The following is an 18,447-nucleotide window of genomic DNA, read 5'->3' on the forward strand; positions in this document are numbered from 1 at the left end:
TGAATTATTCGAAGGGAAACATTGTAAAGTAAGGAGAATGAAACATGTCATATGAATTTTTACTCAAATTAGGTTTAGCGCTCTTTTTAGGATTATTCATCGGGATAGATAGGCAGCTAAAGAATAAACCGCTTGGTGTGAAAACAAGTATGGTTATTTCTGTAGCAAGTTGTTTAATTACGATGGTTTCAATTGAATCAGTTCATGTATATTCTGTTCCAGGTCATACAAATATGGATCCAATGCGTCTTGCTGCTCAAATTGTGAGCGGAATCGGTTTCCTTGGGGCAGGTGTCATTTTACGAAGAAGTAATGACGTTATTTCTGGATTAACGACAGCTTCTATGGTGTGGGCTGCTTCAGCTTTAGGTATAGCAATTGGAGCAGGGTTTTATTTACAAGCGACCGTTGCCATGATTTTAATTATTTTAGCGATTAACGTACTGCCTCACCTTGTGAAAATTGCAGGCCCGTATTCATTAAGACAAAAGGACTTATCTATAAAAATTACTGTAAAAGAGCACCAAGAATTAGATGGTATATTTAAGCAAATTAAAAAATTAGGTATGCATGTAAAACGAGTGAAAATTAAAGATATTGATAGTGGTGCATTTCAGCAATTGGAGATGGTTATTTTAGCTCCAGAAGATTTATATACAACTGAGTTATATAGTTCACTAAAAGAGATTGATCGAGTTGTTTCAGTTGAAGTTGAGAGTAGATAAAAAAGGGTGATGAAAATTCACTCTTTTTTTACGCGTAAAAAAACAGTTTGCTATAATTATTCTCTAAAGGGGATGAGAATGGTGGAGATACACATTAGAAGGGCGATAAAATCGGATATTGCAGCAATAGCAAAAGTACATGTGGAAAGCTGGAAAACAACGTATACCGGGATATTCGAAAACGAAATTTTAGAAAATGTAACATTTGAACAAAGAAAAAAGCAGTGGGAGAATATTTTTCAAAAAGAAGATAATTACCAATTCAGATTTGTAGCAGAAACGTTAAATGGAAAAATAATCGGATTCATTGATGGGGGAGTTGAAAGAAGCGGTACATATAATTGTGATGGGGAATTATATGCGATTTATCTGTTACAACAGTATCAAGGAATGAAAATAGGACAAAAATTATTTCAAGTGTTACTGTCGGAATGTATAAAAAATGGTATGCAATCTCTTTTAGTTTGGGTCGTTACTAATAATCCCGCTAAAAAGTTTTATGAAAAATATAATCCTGAAAAAATTGATACGAAATTTTTAGAGAGAGTACAGGTAGAAGAAACAGCGTATTGCTGGAGGAATATAAATAATATTATTATGTAAACTTTATGTTTTTAAAAGGTATACCTTTAATTGGTATACCTTTTTGTTTAACTCTGTTCAATCGATTAATAACGAGTAATGTGAAAAATAATGAATAGTTAACTTGAGAGTAAAAATTTTTCTATTGTATCTTTAATTAGATGAAATAAATGATAGAAAAGGAAAAAAATTTAGTCAGATAAAAAAATTCTGAAATATACTCTTGAATTGATAATAACAATCAATTAGAATCATAATTGATAATGATATTCAATCATTGGTTGTTTTATAAAATTTCGATAGCGTTAATATAAAGAGGAGGACCAGTATGCAGCATGCGAAACAAATCGCAGAACATGCAACAATACAAAGTTTTTTAAACTGTTATTTAAGAGAAACAGGGAGTGGGGAATGGATTACAGAGGATGAAAGAATGGAAAGTATCTTCAGTAATACGTTAAATAGAAATGTAGTCCCCACATATTTATGTTGTCGGCTATCGGCACAGAATGTTACTTTGTATGGAGAAGTTATATATAAATCAGCAACAGATCGCCATTTGTTTGGAGAACAGTTTTATTATCAAATTGGAGAAACTAAAACTGTTATAAAAGCAGATTATGTTACAGTTATTACATTTTTAATAAAAGAGATGTCTATCAACTATGGAGAAGGAACTAATCCTGCTGAGCTTATGCTTCGAGTTATTCATAGTTGTCAAAATATTGAAGAATTTACAAAAGAGAGAGCAGAAGATACATCTGCATTATATGGTTTCCATACAACTTTTATAGAGGCGGAGCAATCTTTATTATTTGGGCATTTAACTCATCCTACCCCAAAGAGTAGACAAGGTATATTGGATTGGAAAAGTGCAATGTATTCTCCAGAATTAAAAGGAGAATGCCAGCTTCATTATTTTCGCGCACATAAAAGTATAGTAAATGAAAAATCATTATTATTAGATTCTACAACAACGATTATAAAAGAAGAATTAAGTAAAGATGAGATGGTAAATGAGGAATTTATAGAGAAGTACTGTAAGGAAGATGAATATTCATTAATTCCAATTCATCCGCTTCAGGCTGAATGGTTATTACATCAACCTTATGTACAAGAGTGGATAAATCAAGGAGTGCTTGAATATATTGGTCCAGTAGGTAAGTGTTATATGGCAACATCATCACTTAGGACGCTATATCATCCTCATTCGAAATATATGCTTAAGTTTTCCTTTCCAGTGAAAGTAACAAATTCAATGCGCATTAATAAGTTGAAAGAACTTGAGAGTGGCCTTGAAGGGAAGGAAATGTTAAATACGGCTATTGGTGAAGTACGAGAAAGATTTCCAGGCTTTGATTTTATTTGTGATCCAGCCTTTATTACATTAAATTATGGAACACAAGAATCTGGATTTGAAGTAATTATTCGCGAGAACCCTTTCTATAGTGAACATGCAAATGATGCTACATTAATTGCTGGACTAGTTCAAGATGCTATTCCTGGAGAGCGCACTCGTTTATCGAATATAATTCATCATATAGCAGAGTTAGAAAATAGAAGCTGTGAAGAAGTAAGTTTAGAGTGGTTTAGACGGTATGTAAATATTTCTTTAAAGCCGATGGTATGGATGTATTTACAGTATGGAGTTGCATTAGAAGCTCATCAACAAAATAGTGTTGTACAGTTGAAGGATGGTTATCCAGTAAAATATTATTTCCGTGATAATCAAGGATTTTATTTCTGTAATTCAATGAAAGAGATGCTTAATAATGAGTTATCTGGTATTGGAGAACGTACTGGGAATTTATATGACGATTATATTGTAGATGAAAGGTTTCGTTACTATTTAATTTTTAATCATATGTTTGGACTTATTAACGGTTTTGGTACGGCAGGATTAATTAAGGAGGAAATTCTACTTTCTGAATTAAGGTCTGTATTGGAATCATTCCTTCCATATAACCGTGTACCTTCTACATTTTTAAGAGAATTGTTGGAAGAGGATAAGTTGGCATGTAAAGCAAATTTATTAACGAGATTTTTCGATGTCGATGAATTAACAAATCCATTAGAGCAAGCAATTTATGTGCAAGTGCATAATCCACTCGTTAGAGAAGTGGCTGTTCGTTCATAAATAGCGTTAAAATTTCACGTAATACAAATAATGGAATTTGGTATTTCGTCATAAGTGGAGGAGTTTATGAAAGTGGATATGTATCACACGAAAATATTGAAGGCACTTGAATCAGAAGAATACATTTCAGTGCGAAGAAGGGTGTTACGTCAGTTAGTAGAATCGTTAATTTATGAGGGGATTATAACGCCAGTTCGTGTAGAGAAGGAAGAACAAATTCTTTTTATTATACAAGGACTTGATGAAGAAAACAAAAATGTTTCGTACCAATGCCACGGAAGAGAAAGGATGACATTTGGACGTATTGCTGTAGACTCGTTACTAATACGAGTGCAAGATGAACAACAAGAAATACAATCTGTGTCGCAATTTTTAGAAGAAGTTTTTCGGGTTGTTAACGTAGAACGAACTAGATTAGATTCTTTTATTCACGAATTAGAACAAACAATATTTAAAGACACGATTGCACAATATGAAAGAAATAAAAGGGAGGAATATACTGGAAAATCTTACGATGAGTTTGAAAGCCATTTAATAGACGGTCACCCATATCATCCTAGCTATAAAGCGCGCATTGGATTTCAATATCGTGACAATTTTCAATATGGATATGAATTCATGAAGCCAATAAAACTCATATGGATTGCAGCACATAAGAAATATGCGACTGTAGGTTATGAAAATGAAATGATTTATAGCAATACTTTAACAGAAGAAATTGGTGTGCAGAGAATAGAAGAATATATAAATCGTATTCAAAATATGGGATGTAATCCAAAACAGTATTTATTTATCCCAGTCCACCCTTGGCAGTGGGAGAACTTTATTATTCCTAATTATGCTGATCATATACAGGGGAAATATGTGATTTATTTAGGGGAATCATCGGATGATTACTGCGCCCAACAGTCAATGAGAACGTTAAGAAATATGACGAATCCAAAGAAGCCGTATGTTAAGTTATCGATGAATTTACTTAATACTTCAACTATCCGTACGTTGAAACCACATTCGGTTGTGAGTGCACCAGCTATATCAAATTGGTTAAGTGATGTCGTAAGTCAGGATCCTTATTTAAGGGATGAATCGCGCTTGATTTTATTAAAGGAATTCTCGAGCGTAACGTATGATACGAATAAGAAAGCTACATATGGTTCATTAGGATGTATTTGGCGTGAAAGCGTTCACAAATATGTAGATAAACAAGAGGATGCAGTTCCCTTTAATGGCTTATATGCAAAAAAGAAAGATAGTACACCAATTATTGATGCATGGTTAAACAAATATGGAATAGAAAATTGGCTGCAAGTACTTATTCAAAAAGCGATAATACCGGTTTTACATCTTGTTGTAGAGCACGGGATCGCATTAGAATCACACGGTCAAAATATGATTTTAGTCCATAAAGAAGGGCTACCTGTCCGGGTTGCATTAAAGGACTTTCATGAAGGACTTGAGTTTTATCGTCCATACTTGAAAGAAATTGACAAATGCCCTGAGTTTACAAAAATGCATAAAACGTATGTGAATGGAAAAATGAATGATTTCTTTGAAATGGATCGCATCGAATGTTTGCAAGAGATGGTTTTAGATGCACTTTTCTTATTTAATCTAGGAGAGTTAGCTTTCATACTTGCGGATGAATATGAATGGAAAGAAGAACGTTTTTGGATGATGATTGTCGAAGAAATTGAAAATCATTTTAGAAAATATCCACATTTGAAAGGGAGATTTGAATCCATTCAATTATACACAGCTACTTTTTATGCGGAGCAATTAACGAAGCGTCGTTTATATTTGGATGTAGAATCGCTTGTTCATGAAGTTCCAAATCCATTGTATAGTGCAAAGCAACTTAACATACAAAAATCATTTGTTACAGGGGGAAATTATGCTAATCGTTAATAAACAAGAGTATAGTAAAAATGATTTTGAATCGAGATTACAAGTTTACGAGGAAATGGAACAATTTCAAGCAGCAAAAGGAAATAGATTTGCACTTTGTCTGAAAGATCCATTTGATATTATTACACTTGTGTTTTTCTTAAAAGAAAAGAAATCATCTGTACTTCTTATACATGAAGATACACCAAAAGATACGGCTATTAAAATGGCAAGGCGTGCAAATTGTACGGGACTTTTATATGGAGAATGTAGCGAATTTACAAAATTAGAAGTAGTGAATTCATTACTACAAGAGCCTTCTTTATTGCAATATAGCTCAGGAACCACGGGAGAACCGAAATTGATTTGCAGATCATGGACGGAAGTTGATACTGAAATCGTTGCTTATAATGAAGCTTTAAATTGTGAAGAAGATGAAGTACCGATTGTTATGGCTCCTGTTTCACATTCATACGGATTAATATGTGGTACATTATCTTCTATTACAAGAGGAAGTAAGCCTATAATTATTACGAATAAAAACCCTAAATTCGCATTAAATATTATTCGCAATACAGAAAAACATATCATATATGCAGTACCATTGATGCTACATATTATGGGGAGTTTTCCACTAGGAACGTTCCAGTTTCATAAAATTATGACATCCGGATCACCTTTGCCCGAAACATTATTTTATAAACTAAATGAAATGACAACGTACATGATGCAGCAATATGGATGTTCTGAAGCTGGTTGTATTAGTATATGTCATGATATGGAGAGTCATTTAGATTTAGGAAAACCACTTCCACATGTAAGTATAAACATAGGATCAGATGAAAACGAGCCTGAAGAAATCGTAGTGAAAATTGCTGGAAAGGAAATTTATACGAAAGATTTAGGGTATGAATCTGAGCGCGGCCTTCACTTTATGGGGCGTATGGATGATGTAATCAATGTTTCAGGGTTAAAAGTGTTTCCTATAGAGGTGGAAGAAACGATGCTTCGATTAGAAGGTATTCAAGAAGCCATTGTATACCGAGGGAAACATCCAGTGATGGGAGAAATCGTAAAAGCGAAAGTAATCTCTCATATTGACCCAGTACAAATAAGAGAATGGTGTATTCAGCATTTACCGTCTTATAAAGTTCCGCATGAAATTGAAAGTGTAACTGAAATTCCGAAAAATAAAACTGGAAAAGTAAGTAGAAAGTTACTAGAGATGGGAGAGGTTACAACATGAGACGTGAAACGTTAAAAAGTGCAGTGCTGAAAATTATGACAGAAAAAATGGAACTGAAAAATGTAACGCATTTAGAAGAAACAATGCGTTTAAATCAAGATTTATATATAGATTCGGTAATGATATTGCAGCTTATCGTATACATAGAAATGGATTTGAAGTTATGTGTCCCAGAGGATGAGGTAGATCCAAAGGCGTTTCTTACTGTAGGATCTTTACTTGATTTTATGGAAGAGTTACAGCCGTTACAAGAATCAAATGTGAATAACTAACCTTGGAGAAAGTGGATGAGAGTATGACTTCAATTAAAGTGCACTGCTTAGTGAGCTGTTTTTGTGAAATTATAAAAAGACGCGGTGATATAGATTTTCGTCCATTTTATTTTGGACTATGGGATGGAGACTTTGATATAACAGAAGGCGGAATTATTTCGTATCACTCCGAAAACATTAACCATGATAATTATTTACTTTGGTATGAAAAACTGTATGGTATTAAAGTGAACGAATGGTATGATCATGCAAAAGATAAAGATAGAAATGTAGAAACATTTTTAGAATTAGTAGAAAATAAGCCGGAAAACCGTTATGTAATTGTAATGGTGGATATGTCTTTATTACCAGAGAGGGAAAATAAGTTTCACCAAAAACCATTTCCGCATTATTTAATGATATCGAAGACAGAGAAAGAAGAAGAATGGTTCATGTTAGATCCTGATTTTCGTTGGGAAGGGAATATGGAAAGAGAAAAAGTGATTCACTCTGTTCAAGATAATCCATTTGGTGGTGGTTATTTCATTGATGTAGAGGCGATTCAGGAGCCGACGCAAGAAATGGTAGCTAATTATTTCACTGAGACATTCAAAAAGTATGATAATGAACTGACTATGGAATTAAAAAATTTAATTATAAAAATGGCAAATGAGGAAGAGGGGTATTCGCTCTCTAAGCTTGTAGCAGCAGTAAAACAAATACCAGTACTTGCAATTCGTAAATATAGTTATGAACATGCCTTTGCATACTTCCGTGAAACGTTACAATACTCGGAAGAGGAGTTTGATTATTGGTGTGATCGGGTAGAGGATATTGTACAAGGATTTACAAATGTACAGTATCGTTCAATTAAAATGGCAATGACGAATAATAAGGGTATGCTCGTATCGATTATTGAAAAACTGGATGAAATGAATGCAATTGAACTGCAAATTAAGAAGGAATTAGAGAGACAGTTTCTATCATGGAAAGGTATGAAAACAAATCAGTCTGTCGTAACTCTTTAAAAAGCTAACTGAATTTAAGATAGGGGAGTTTAAAGTTATGAAATATTCGCTATGTACCATTTCATTTCGTCATCAATTAATTTCATTTACTGATATTGTTCAATTTGCATATGAAAACGGTTTTGAAGGAATTGAATTGTGGGGAACTCATGCACAAAATTTGTATGTGCAAGAGCGTGAAACGACAGAACGAGAGTTGAATTTTTTAAAGGATAAAAACTTAGAAATTACGATGATAAGTGATTATTTAGACATATCATTATCAGCAGATTTTGAAAAAACGATGGGGAAATGTGAACAACTCGTAATGTTAGCAAATTGGTTTAATACGAATAAAATTCGTACGTTTGCCGGACAAAAAGGGAGTGTAGACTTCTCGAAACAAGAGAGACAAGAGTATGTAAAGCGAATTCACAAGATTTGTGATTTATTTGCTCAGCATGATATGTATGTACTTTTAGAAACACATCCAAATACGTTAACGGACACGTTGCCGTCTACTTTGGAATTATTAGAAGAAGTAGACCATCCGAATTTGAAAATAAACCTTGATTTTCTTCATATATGGGAGTCTGGTGCAGATCCAATAGACAGTTTTCATCGACTAAGACCGTGGATACAACATTACCATTTTAAGAATATATCGTCAGCGGATTATTTACATGTATTTGAACCTAATAATGTATATGCCGCAGCGGGAAGTCGTATTGGTATGGTTCCATTATTTGAAGGTATTGTAAATTATGATGATATCATTCGGGAAGTGCGAGATACGGACTATTTTGCTTCGCTAGAATGGTTTGGACACAACGCGAAAGATATATTAAAAGAAGAAATGAAAGTATTAACAGATAGAAGATTAGAGGTAGTAACTTCGTAATATAAAATGATAAAAGAGTCTCTATTTAGAGTCTCTTTTTTTATAGTTTAAAATAACCAAAAATTACCATGTATTTAAATTCGAATTTGGCACAATTTATATATATATCAAGGAGGTGATTGGTAATGGCTAGAAATCGTAATTCTAATCAATTAGCATCACATGGAGCACAAGCGGCTCTAGATCAAATGAAATATGAAATTGCACAAGAGTTTGGTGTACAACTTGGAGCTGAAACTTCTTCACGTGCAAACGGTTCTGTAGGTGGTGAAATCACGAAACGCCTTGTAGCGATGGCAGAACAACAACTTGGTGGCGGATATACTCGCTAAATGTAGAAGGTTATAGGAGAAAGGAAGGATTCTTCCTTTCTTTTTTTTTTCAATTAATTGGTATGGATATATAGCGAACTGGATTCAAACAATAGGAATAATACTATATTTTACCCAATTTCTTTCGTTATGAATGGGAAGTAGTAAAGATGTAATAGCCCTGGTGGAATGAAAAATTACGTTCCACCAGGGCTATTATATGGTAAGAAATATATGATGAAAGGTTCCGAAGTCAACATGTTAAAAAAAGAAAACTGTTGTTTAATTGCGCTTGCATCAGTTCCACTTGTTATGACATTAGGGAATTCAATGCTCATTCCAATACTGCCGACTATCGAAAAGAAATTACATATTTCATCGTTTCAAGTATCCATGATTATTACAATTTACTCCATAGTTGCAATTTTACTTATACCGATTGCTGGTTATTTATCAGATAGATGGGGACGGAAGATGGTAATGGTTCCGAGTTTACTGATTGCAGCTATCGGAGGAGCGGTAACTGGTTGGGTATCATGGAAAGTTGATAATCCCTACGTTTGGATACTTATCGGTAGAGCGATTCAAGGTATTGGTGCTGCTGGTGCAATGCCAGTTGTTATACCGTGTGTTGGTGATTTATACAAAGATGAAAAACAGGTTAGCGCAGGTTTAGGAATCATTGAGACATCAAATACATTTGGAAAAGTACTCAGCCCTATTTTAGGATCTGCTCTAGCTGCCATTGTATGGTTCTTACCATTTTGGGCGATTCCAGTTTTATGTGTAGTATCGATTGTTTTATTACTGGTACTAGTAAAAGCAAAAAAACAAGAAGGAGAAGTACCACCACTAAAAGAGTTTATTCAAGCTATTATCTCTACGTTTCGAGAAAAGGGAAGATGGTTAATTGCCATTTTTGCACTAGGTGCAATTATAATGCTTATTTTATTCGGAATTCTCTTTTATTTGTCTACTATACTGGAGTCAAAGTATGACATTCATGGTATATGGAAAGGGTGTGTACTTGCTATTCCTTTGCTTGTATTATCGATTAGTTCATATATGGCTGGTAAAAAAATTGGAGATAATCAAAATGTTATGAAGAAGTGTATTTATATTGGCTTTTTACTGGCTGCGGCATCAGTCATAATCCCTTTATTTATAAAAGGGATCTATTTACTACTTCTATGTCTCGTTATTATGGGAGTAGGAATTGGTATGGCACTCCCATGTTTAGATGCCCTAATTACACAAGGGATTGAAAAGGAGCAGAGAGGCACGGTTACGTCATTTTATAGTTCGATGCGATTTATCGGTGTAGCAGCTGGACCACCCCTATATTCATTTTTTATGAAAGGGTCGGACCATGAAGTGTTTTATTTGACAAGTATTTTCGCTGTTATTGGTGCCGTTATAGCAATGATTTGGATTAAACCAGCAAAAGATGAAAAGGCAATAAAACAGAAGCCAGAACCGACTGCATAATTTGAAATAGGATTGCATGGCCTATAATTAGCGTGCAATCCTATTAATTTAGTTAGGGAAAATAACTTGTTTTAACATATAAAGTGCGACTCCCCATATGACGAGTCCTGAAATTTTGTTTAATAATACGATTGCCTTTCCAGTTGAGTCTAGCCTCTTTAAAAACTTTCCAGCTAAAGCTAAGCTAATAAACCAAATCCAAGAAATGATAATCGTTGCAGATGTAAAAGCCCATTTTTCACTTCCTATATATTGAATAGAATTTGTCCCAATTATACCGATCGTATCTAAAATCGCATGTGGATTTAATAACGAAACCGATACAGCGAAAATAATTTGTTTTTTTAAAGGCATGCTTTTTTCTTGTTTTACATCTTTGGAAGGCTTATTTCTCCAAATAACGAAGCCCATATATATGAGAAAGATAAATCCAATCGTATATAATGTCGTCGTTAGCCAAGAAAAAGTAAGGAGTACAAGGGATACACCCTGTACTGCAATTAATATTAGTAACGTATCACATAGAGAAGCAGTTAATACTACAGGGGCTGCCCTCCAAATATTAGGTTGGCTCGCACCTTGGTTAAATACGAAAACATTTTGGACACCTAATGGAATGATAAGGCCAAATGCAAGGATGATACCGTGAATAATCGCTTCACTCATTATATTACCTCCTACTTTAATTCATTATGATAGTGTATATTGTATAGAAGAAATGAAAATTTGTATCCATCCATATGGTTGGGGAGGTCACCAACCAAAAAGAATGTAAGGTGATATGTATGATGGAAAGGTTAGTTTGGAAGCCTGATATGTCTTTAGCGTCTCCTTTGTATAAACAAATAGAAACGTATATAAAAGAAAGAATCGTTAATGGAGAATGGACTGTTGGAACAAAGTTACCTTCACAAAGAGATTTGGCACATACATTTGGTGTGAATCGAAGTACAATTGTAATGGCTTTCGATGAACTAGCAGTAAAAGGGTACATTGAGGGAAATGGCCGAAAGGGAACGATTGTTGTAAATAATAATGAGAACACTTCAACATATGCTCCGCCTCCTAATTGGCAGTCTTATGTAGAAACAGGGCTTCATTATCCGAACCTTCCTGCTATTCAAGATATTAATCAAGCTGAATTTTATCCGCATGTAATTCGTTTAGGAACAGGTGAACTCGCGCCGAGTCTCTTACCTGAAAAAAAGATGAAACTAATAATGAATAAGCTGTTGCAATCAAACGTGCCACTTGGGTATGAAGAGCCGAAAGGAAATCTCTATTTAAGGGAGAAAATTGCGGGCTACTTAAAAGGGCATGGTGTATATGTATCTCCTGATTCTATTTTAATTGTTTCAGGAGCAATTCAAGCGTTGCAACTTATTTCTATGGGGCTTCTTCCGAAAGGGGCATCGATTTTACTAGAAAAACCATCCTATTTATATTCGCTTAATGTTTTTCAATCAGCAGGAATGCGTTTAATTGGAATACCAATGGATGAGAATGGATTAAATGCATCATATATTGCGAAATATAAGAAGCAATTTAACGCATCTATTTTATATACAATTCCGTCTTTTCATAATCCGACGAACTTTAGTATGAATGCAGAGAAGCGGAAAGAAGTAATGGAGATATGTAATGAAATTGGATTGCCTATTATAGAGGACGCAGTGTATCAAGACTTATGGTTTGATGAGCCTGTTTCAAAGCCTTTAAAAGCATATGATAAAAACGGAATTGTACTACATATCGGGAGTATGTCTAAAGTGATTAGTCCAGGTTTAAGAATTGGATGGATTGTTGGACCTGAATCAGTAATTCAAAGGTTGGCAGATATAAAAATGCAAACAGATTATGGTTCGAGTTCTATATCCCAGCAAATTGCAGCAGAATGGTTTACAAATGGATTATATGATGAACATTTACAGTTTGTAAGAAATGAATTGAAGAAACGTAGAGATTTTATGTTACATATGTTAGAGAAATATTGTCGTGAAATAGCAACATGGTATGAACCGACAGGTGGTTTTTATATTTGGTTACATATGAATGTACCCGTTTCGAATCGTAGCTTATTTGACAAAGCTTTACAAGAAAAGATTATATTAAATCCAGGTACTTTGTATGATAGAAGTGCAAACCAATTTTTGCGCCTATCGTATTCATATGCAACGTTAGAAGAAATTGAAATAGGTATAAAAAAACTTGCACAACTAATTAAAATGTAAAAGGAGAAAGTAATGAAACAATATGTAATTTGCCAAATTATCGATGGAGATAAATATTTAGCTGCTTATGCAGAGACGAAGCAGGACGCAGTCGAAAAAGCAGAACTGCTAGGATTAAGAACGGGAAATCGTTACATAGTAATTACCGCGGAAGAGGCGAAAGGGTTAACTTATCCGTAAGCAATGTGTGGGGTACGTAGTTGGTAAATAAGCCTAGTAATATATGAAATTACTAGGCTTATTTATTATTAAAGCGTCAAGAAATCTCGTATGAAAATAATAATATTATGAGTCAAGCTGACGGAAAAATCGATTGGTTTTGCGATCTTGATTTCCATTTCTATATTCATCAACATATTGTCTGAAGTTCCAAGATTGTAAAAACTTATTTGCGGAGTTATAACCAGAATTGTAAAGCCATTCTTTTTCCTCTTTCGTTAATTCAAAATTTGTACTTGTAATCGTCCCTGTAGGAATTGTAATTGTTCTTGCTTTTGATTCTTTATCTAAATGCCGTAAATCATGAGCTTGCATCATTGTTTTAAATAGTCCTTTGAACATGGAAATGGGCTCTTTATAATGGGCGGGATCAGCTTGAATTTCATCTTTTACAAAATGAAATCCAAAAGTTGGCCAGCGAGGTGAGGTAGGGGAGTCAAAAATCCAAATGGGATAATTGCTTAAAATCCCACCATCAACCATATAACAAGGTTGTTTCCATTTTGGTGTTCTCCATTTTACTGGTTCAAAGAAGAAAGGAATGGTACTACTCATTCTTACTGCCTTAGCAATCGAGAAGCGATAATTTAAAAATCCGTAGTTTGGCAAGTCATCGGGAAAGACAACCATTTTACCGTTGCTTATATCAGAAGCAATAATTTTAAGTTTGTTTAAATCAGGTAAATCTGTAAATAAGTGAATTCCTTTTTTTCGTAGTAATTCTTCAAGCCATTCTTCTATAAATACATTGGAATAAATACCTAGAGTAGACCATGCACTTATTCCTTTACCGATAAACGGGATTCTATCAAGGAAAGTTTTCTTCATAAATTTGTTATAATCAATATCAGTTATAATTGTTTTTAATTCTGAACAAGAATAGCCAGCAGCTAAAAGAGCTGCAATAATAGCACCAGCCGATGTTCCAGCTACACGCTCCCATTCATACCCTTTTTCAGCTAACGCGCAAATTGCCCCTACATGTGCAATTCCACGCACACCGCCTCCTTCAAAAACACCATCAATTTTCATTGCACATACTTCCTTTCTAAAAATGAAAATGTAAAAAAAGCACGTAATATACGTGCTTTTTTACAATAGTTTTTAAGTTTACTAGCAGCCTACAAAGCCGCCCCAACAGCTAGCTCCAATGATGATTAGAAGGATAAATAAAACGATTAATAAAGCGAAACCTCCATAACCACATCCACCACAACTACCGCCGTAACCGTAACCGCCGCAACTATATCCGTAACCCATGTGGAATTCCTCCTTAAATTAAAAATGAAAATGAACGAAGGGAAAATGTACTGGAAGGAATAAAGAACTATCGTGTTTGTAGGAACAATGTATACTATGCTTTTTTAAACTTGTTCGCGTATGAGGGATAAGCCCGTTTTTTTGAAGGCTTGTTGATTTTGTGATAAATGGAGTATAATCTTTGTGCTATGATACAAATAAGTATAGAGATGTAAGGAGAATATATGGATAACAAAATTGAAGTGTTAATTGATAAATATGGACTGACACATTTAAAAGAGGAACTTATTAATACTGTATTTCCTTGTGTAAAAGTTGTGCCTGAGCAGCAAGAAACGGTTGCGATTGGTAGTTCAAAAATGGGGGGAGCTCCTGATTTACCGGATACATTTGAATATCCAATGTATAAAGGAAATCCGTTACATTTTATCGCGCAATTTAATCTAAATGATTTACAAAACGTTCGTATGAATCACAATCTACCTAAGGCAGGAATGTTATATTTCTTTAGCATTGAAAATTACTTTGAAGAAGATGTGAATCCAATGGAAGCTGGGCGCGTACTTTATTATGATGTTCCAGTAGAGCAATTACGAAGAGCGGATGAAACGCAAGCGAAATATAATCAATGCGCAATTACTTTTGAACTGACGTATAAATTACCAGAACTTTTCATTGAAGATGAGGCCGATTCAGATCGTTTCTTGCAATTACTTGAAGAACTAATCCCAGATAACTACGATAACCATCAAATGTTTGGTGAGCCATTCTCTGTACAAGAGGAAGTACTACATGAGACAGGAGAATATATGGGGATAGATCCACAGCAAATGACGCTTTTATTCCAAATCGATTCAGATCATAAAAATTGTAATATGGTTTGGGGAGAGTTAGGAATGCTATATTTCTGTATTGGTAATGAAGATTTGAAAAATCGACGTTTTGAAAATACATGCTGTGTGTTACAAACTTGTTAATAAAAAAGGTTGCTCTTTTTAAAAGAGTAACCTTTTTTATGTGAATTAATTAATATGCATAATCTCATATGACCTATTTTGAAAAGTATTGTATACTCTGAAACTATACGATACTTTTTCGTATAGTTATAGAATATAAGGAGTGACAAGATGGGAAAGACAAGTAAGTATATGACAGCTGCCGCACTTTGTTCAACGATTGTAATGGGAGGCTTACAATCGTCAACTGTATCTTATGCAGCTACGAATCCAACTGTAGTGACGACACAATCAGATGCAAAGTTATTAGATGATTTCAGAAAAGAACTAAAAAAACAGATTGATAATCGTGAAGAAAATATTACAATCACATATAAAACAAAAGATAGAGATGCTAGAAAGATTATGGACCAATTGTACGGCGAGTTTAATAAAATCGTAGATGCTGATGAGTATGTAAAATATAATGTAGCCTCTACTAGATATTCTATTAAAGGGATGCCAGGGAACTATTCGTTTACACTACAAGTGAAATACCGTGAATCAAAAGAGCAAACACAATATGTAAAATCTCAGGCGAAAGCAATTATAAGTTCAATTGTAAAGCCAGGAATGGATGCGCATGAAAAAGTAAAAGCTATTCATGATTATGTTGTGAAACATGTATCATACGACACTTCTTATCAAGCGTATACAGCATATGAAGCGTTAGCGAACCGTTCTGCTGTTTGCCAAGGGTATACATTATTAACATATGAATTACTAAAAGAAGCAGGTATTCAAAATCATATTGTAACTGGTACAGGAAATGGACAAGCTCATGCATGGAATTTAGTGAACATTGAAAACAAATGGTACCATCTTGATACTACATTCGATGATCCAGTACCAGATAAAGCTGGACGTGTAACATATTCATATTTTAATATGTCTGACGAACAATTAAGTAAAGACCACGACTGGGATCGTAGTAAATATCCAGCGGCAACTACAAGTTACTTTGGTGAGTTAACAAACAAAATAAAAGCTGGTAGTTCAAAAACCGTCGTATATGAGCAAATGTTAAAAGAAACAAATTTACAATACTTATCTGCACAATACGGAGCGGAAAATTATAATGAATTTAAGCAAAAGTTGCAGCAACAATTTGCTAGTAAACCAGAAAAGGTAGAAGTACGATATAAGCAGTCCATGGATGGAACAATGCAAGATATAAAGAAAGTATTAAATGAAATAAATTGGCCAAAAGGTGCAAAGCGTGTATCTTATCAAGTAGCACCATATAGTGCAATGGCAGGTTATTCATTAGCGACAATTACATTTACGTATTAAGTAATGAAGAAGAGCATCTGTAAAAGGTGCTCTTTTTATTATGTATCGTTTTAAAAAACAGAATTGTGTGATAAAATAAAAAGGAAGGATGTGGAATTTAAATGAGTTTGTTCGAAAGTAATATATTTATATTGATATATACTTGTTTAATAATCGAACTTATCGTTTTGTTTTTCCTATCATTTACTTTGTTTATTAGAAGATTATTGCAAAGTAGCGCTGCAAAAAAACAACATGTTATCAATATGAATCAGAAGCTAGATCGAATTATTGAATTGCTAGAAATAAATAAGAAGTAAAGTGAAGGCTTTTATGAGCAGTTGATCTCCCACCTAATTACTTTGCTTCCGCTACATTTTGAGGTGGGGATCTTACTGCCTGGCAAATAGCGAGATAACGATGGAAGACGTATGAAAAGGGGAAAGGAAATGGCCGATTATATAAAAGAATTACGTGAAAAAGTAGGACATGATTATGTTTTCTTAAACTTTGCGGGTGGTTTTGTGTTTAATAAAGAGGGAGAAGTATTACTGCAAAAAAGAGGAGACTTTAATGCTTGGGGCTTTCCAGGTGGCGCAATGGAGATAGGAGAGTCGGCTGCGGAAACTGCGATTCGAGAAATAAAAGAAGAAACTGGCTATGATGTAGAAATACATGAGCTTATTGGAGTGTATACAAAATATTTTCAAACATATCCAAATGGAGATAAAGCACAGACAATTGTGATGTGCTTTTCATGCTCAATAGTTGGAGGGAATAAAAAAATAGACGGTGATGAAACGTTAGATTTAAAATTTTTCCCATTAGACAAAATGCCTCCGTTATTTTGTAAACAACATGAAGATTGCTTGCAAGATTTATTGGAGAAAAGAGTAGGGGTATATCGCTAACATATAAAAAAGAAGCTAAAAGATTAGCTTCTTTTTTATGTTCTATTTCCACCAATCATCAAACATTGACGCTGGTACTTGTCTTTTATGTTCACTCACTGTGTAACGCTTTTCGATTTTTTCTGCAACGTCAGCTGGAACTGATTTACCTTCTAAATAATCATCTAATTGATCGTAAGTAATGCCTAATTCTGTTTCATCAGCTTGACCTGGCTTTTCATCTAATAAATCAGCTGTTGGCATTTTTAAGTAAAGTCGCTCATCTGCACCTAACTCTTGTAATAAAGCACGTCCTTGGCGCTTCGTTAACCCCGTTAATGGTAATAAATCTGCACCACCATCTCCGAATTTTGTAAAGAATCCTGTTACAGCTTCTGCAGCATGATCTGTTCCGATAACAAGTAGACCTTTTTGTCCACCAATTGCATATTGTGTAACCATACGGATACGAGCTTTCACGTTACCTTTATTGAAATCAGTTAATGATTCACCTAATAAGTTCTCGTATTGATTTGAAAAAGCATCAACGGTTGAAGCGATATCAAATGCAGTTGATTGATCAGCTTGAATAAATTGTAATGCTAATTGTGCGTCATCTTCATCCTTTTGCACTTTGTAAGGAAGACGTACAGCGATAAACGTTGCGTTACCACCTTCGTTACGAATTTCTTCAACTGCAAGCTGTGCTAAACGTCCTGCTAATGTAGAGTCTTGGCCGCCGCTAATTCCAAGTACAAATCCTTTCGCACCTGTTTTTTTTACATAATCTTTTAAGAAATCAACTCGTTTACGAATTTCTACTTTCGGATCAATTACAGGCTGAACATGTAATGCTTTCATAATCTGTTCTTGTAATGTCATTATGTTTTCCTCCTATTCATATTAAAGCGGTAAATAAAAAATTTTTATGTATATATTGGTACATACTTCTATCCTTTATTATTTCGCAAAACTAACGAATATACAATAGGATGTGTGTATGAATATGAATGTAGTCATTATAATGAAACTGTTTCGTTTAAGCAAT

Annotated in this window: 20 protein-coding genes; 16 read left to right on the forward strand and 4 right to left on the reverse strand. The window is 34.2% G+C overall.

Annotation, left to right across the window (positions count from 1 at the left end):
- The first annotated feature begins 44 nt into the window (after positions 1 to 44).
- The 10 genes from ACS2MN_RS00495 (at position 45) to ACS2MN_RS00540 (ending at position 10,532) form a co-directional block, all read left to right on the forward strand.
- Complete coding sequence (locus tag ACS2MN_RS00495) at positions 45 to 725, forward strand: MgtC/SapB family protein (RefSeq protein WP_000119504.1); 681 nt, start codon at positions 45 to 47, stop codon at positions 723 to 725.
- A 78-nt stretch (positions 726 to 803) separates the two neighbouring features.
- Positions 804 to 1,328, forward strand: a complete 525-nt coding sequence (locus ACS2MN_RS00500) for a GNAT family N-acetyltransferase (RefSeq protein ID WP_346994298.1) — start codon at positions 804 to 806, stop codon at positions 1,326 to 1,328.
- Positions 1,329 to 1,635: 307 nt separating this feature from the next.
- Positions 1,636 to 3,444 carry an IucA/IucC family protein gene (locus ACS2MN_RS00505; RefSeq protein WP_088056055.1) on the forward strand — a complete coding sequence of 603 codons (1,809 nt, stop codon included), beginning with the start codon at positions 1,636 to 1,638 and terminating at the stop codon, positions 3,442 to 3,444.
- Between the two features lie 66 nt (positions 3,445 to 3,510).
- The gene (locus ACS2MN_RS00510) at positions 3,511 to 5,349 is read left to right on the forward strand and encodes an IucA/IucC family protein (protein WP_000861774.1); all 1,839 of its coding nucleotides are present in this window, start codon (positions 3,511 to 3,513) and stop codon (positions 5,347 to 5,349) included.
- Positions 5,336 to 6,574, forward strand: coding sequence for an AMP-binding protein (locus tag ACS2MN_RS00515; RefSeq protein WP_000909554.1), 1,239 nt, complete (start codon positions 5,336 to 5,338; stop codon positions 6,572 to 6,574). The genes ACS2MN_RS00510 and ACS2MN_RS00515 overlap by 14 nt, the downstream gene beginning before the upstream one ends.
- The gene (gene asbD, locus ACS2MN_RS00520; RefSeq protein WP_001250760.1) at positions 6,571 to 6,846 is read left to right on the forward strand and encodes a petrobactin biosynthesis protein AsbD; all 276 of its coding nucleotides are present in this window, start codon (positions 6,571 to 6,573) and stop codon (positions 6,844 to 6,846) included. The genes ACS2MN_RS00515 and asbD overlap by 4 nt, the downstream gene beginning before the upstream one ends.
- Before the next feature lie 23 nt (positions 6,847 to 6,869).
- Positions 6,870 to 7,853, forward strand: a complete 984-nt coding sequence (locus tag ACS2MN_RS00525; protein WP_000200693.1) for a DUF6005 family protein — start codon at positions 6,870 to 6,872, stop codon at positions 7,851 to 7,853.
- A gap of 37 nt (positions 7,854 to 7,890) precedes the next feature.
- Positions 7,891 to 8,733 carry a sugar phosphate isomerase/epimerase family protein gene (locus ACS2MN_RS00530; protein WP_000877704.1) on the forward strand — a complete coding sequence of 281 codons (843 nt, stop codon included), beginning with the start codon at positions 7,891 to 7,893 and terminating at the stop codon, positions 8,731 to 8,733.
- A gap of 125 nt (positions 8,734 to 8,858) precedes the next feature.
- Entirely contained in the window at positions 8,859 to 9,065 is a 207-nt protein-coding gene (locus tag ACS2MN_RS00535; protein ID WP_000113546.1) for an alpha/beta-type small acid-soluble spore protein, read from the forward strand.
- A gap of 237 nt (positions 9,066 to 9,302) precedes the next feature.
- Positions 9,303 to 10,532 carry an MFS transporter gene (locus ACS2MN_RS00540; RefSeq protein ID WP_043322897.1) on the forward strand — a complete coding sequence of 410 codons (1,230 nt, stop codon included), beginning with the start codon at positions 9,303 to 9,305 and terminating at the stop codon, positions 10,530 to 10,532.
- Between the two features lie 48 nt (positions 10,533 to 10,580).
- Here ACS2MN_RS00540 and ACS2MN_RS00545 read toward each other — a convergent pair whose 3' ends face one another.
- On the reverse strand, positions 10,581 to 11,198 hold the full coding sequence (locus ACS2MN_RS00545) for a LysE/ArgO family amino acid transporter (RefSeq protein ID WP_088056054.1): 618 nt from the start codon (positions 11,196 to 11,198) through the stop codon (positions 10,581 to 10,583).
- 119 nt (positions 11,199 to 11,317) lie between these two features.
- Here ACS2MN_RS00545 and ACS2MN_RS00550 point away from each other — a divergent pair, with 119 nt between their 5' ends.
- Together ACS2MN_RS00550 and ACS2MN_RS00555 are read left to right on the forward strand one after the other, a co-directional pair.
- Entirely contained in the window at positions 11,318 to 12,763 is a 1,446-nt protein-coding gene (locus tag ACS2MN_RS00550; protein ID WP_142286020.1) for a PLP-dependent aminotransferase family protein, read from the forward strand.
- 12 nt (positions 12,764 to 12,775) lie between these two features.
- Positions 12,776 to 12,943, forward strand: coding sequence for a DUF3933 family protein (locus ACS2MN_RS00555; protein ID WP_000816372.1), 168 nt, complete (start codon positions 12,776 to 12,778; stop codon positions 12,941 to 12,943).
- 105 nt (positions 12,944 to 13,048) lie between these two features.
- Here the strand turns inward: ACS2MN_RS00555 and ACS2MN_RS00560 are convergent, their stop codons facing one another.
- Both ACS2MN_RS00560 and ACS2MN_RS00565 read right to left on the reverse strand, forming a co-directional pair.
- Complete coding sequence (locus ACS2MN_RS00560) at positions 13,049 to 14,014, reverse strand: patatin-like phospholipase family protein (RefSeq protein WP_000686785.1); 966 nt, start codon at positions 14,012 to 14,014, stop codon at positions 13,049 to 13,051.
- Between the two features lie 81 nt (positions 14,015 to 14,095).
- Positions 14,096 to 14,242 carry a YjcZ family sporulation protein gene (locus tag ACS2MN_RS00565; RefSeq protein WP_000540425.1) on the reverse strand — a complete coding sequence of 49 codons (147 nt, stop codon included), beginning with the start codon at positions 14,240 to 14,242 and terminating at the stop codon, positions 14,096 to 14,098.
- Positions 14,243 to 14,466: 224 nt separating this feature from the next.
- On the opposite strand from ACS2MN_RS00565, the gene ACS2MN_RS00570 reads away from it, so the two are divergent.
- The 4 genes from ACS2MN_RS00570 (at position 14,467) to ACS2MN_RS00585 (ending at position 17,420) form a co-directional block, all read left to right on the forward strand.
- Entirely contained in the window at positions 14,467 to 15,219 is a 753-nt protein-coding gene (locus ACS2MN_RS00570; RefSeq protein WP_000368922.1) for a YwqG family protein, read from the forward strand.
- Between the two features lie 150 nt (positions 15,220 to 15,369).
- The gene (locus ACS2MN_RS00575) at positions 15,370 to 16,530 is read left to right on the forward strand and encodes a transglutaminase domain-containing protein (protein ID WP_000520819.1); all 1,161 of its coding nucleotides are present in this window, start codon (positions 15,370 to 15,372) and stop codon (positions 16,528 to 16,530) included.
- A gap of 101 nt (positions 16,531 to 16,631) precedes the next feature.
- Positions 16,632 to 16,829 carry a DUF4083 domain-containing protein gene (locus ACS2MN_RS00580; protein WP_000051495.1) on the forward strand — a complete coding sequence of 66 codons (198 nt, stop codon included), beginning with the start codon at positions 16,632 to 16,634 and terminating at the stop codon, positions 16,827 to 16,829.
- Positions 16,830 to 16,958: 129 nt separating this feature from the next.
- Positions 16,959 to 17,420 (forward strand): NUDIX hydrolase, encoded by a 462-nt coding sequence (locus ACS2MN_RS00585; RefSeq protein WP_000796418.1) that lies wholly within the window; start codon positions 16,959 to 16,961, stop codon positions 17,418 to 17,420.
- A gap of 42 nt (positions 17,421 to 17,462) precedes the next feature.
- Here the strand turns inward: ACS2MN_RS00585 and nadE are convergent, their stop codons facing one another.
- Positions 17,463 to 18,281, reverse strand: a complete 819-nt coding sequence (nadE, locus tag ACS2MN_RS00590; RefSeq protein ID WP_000174898.1) for an ammonia-dependent NAD(+) synthetase — start codon at positions 18,279 to 18,281, stop codon at positions 17,463 to 17,465.
- Positions 18,282 to 18,447 lie beyond the last annotated feature (166 nt).

The organism is Bacillus cereus group sp. BceL062 (assembly GCF_051780025.1).
Lineage (GTDB): Bacteria > Bacillota > Bacilli > Bacillales > Bacillaceae_G > Bacillus_A > Bacillus_A toyonensis.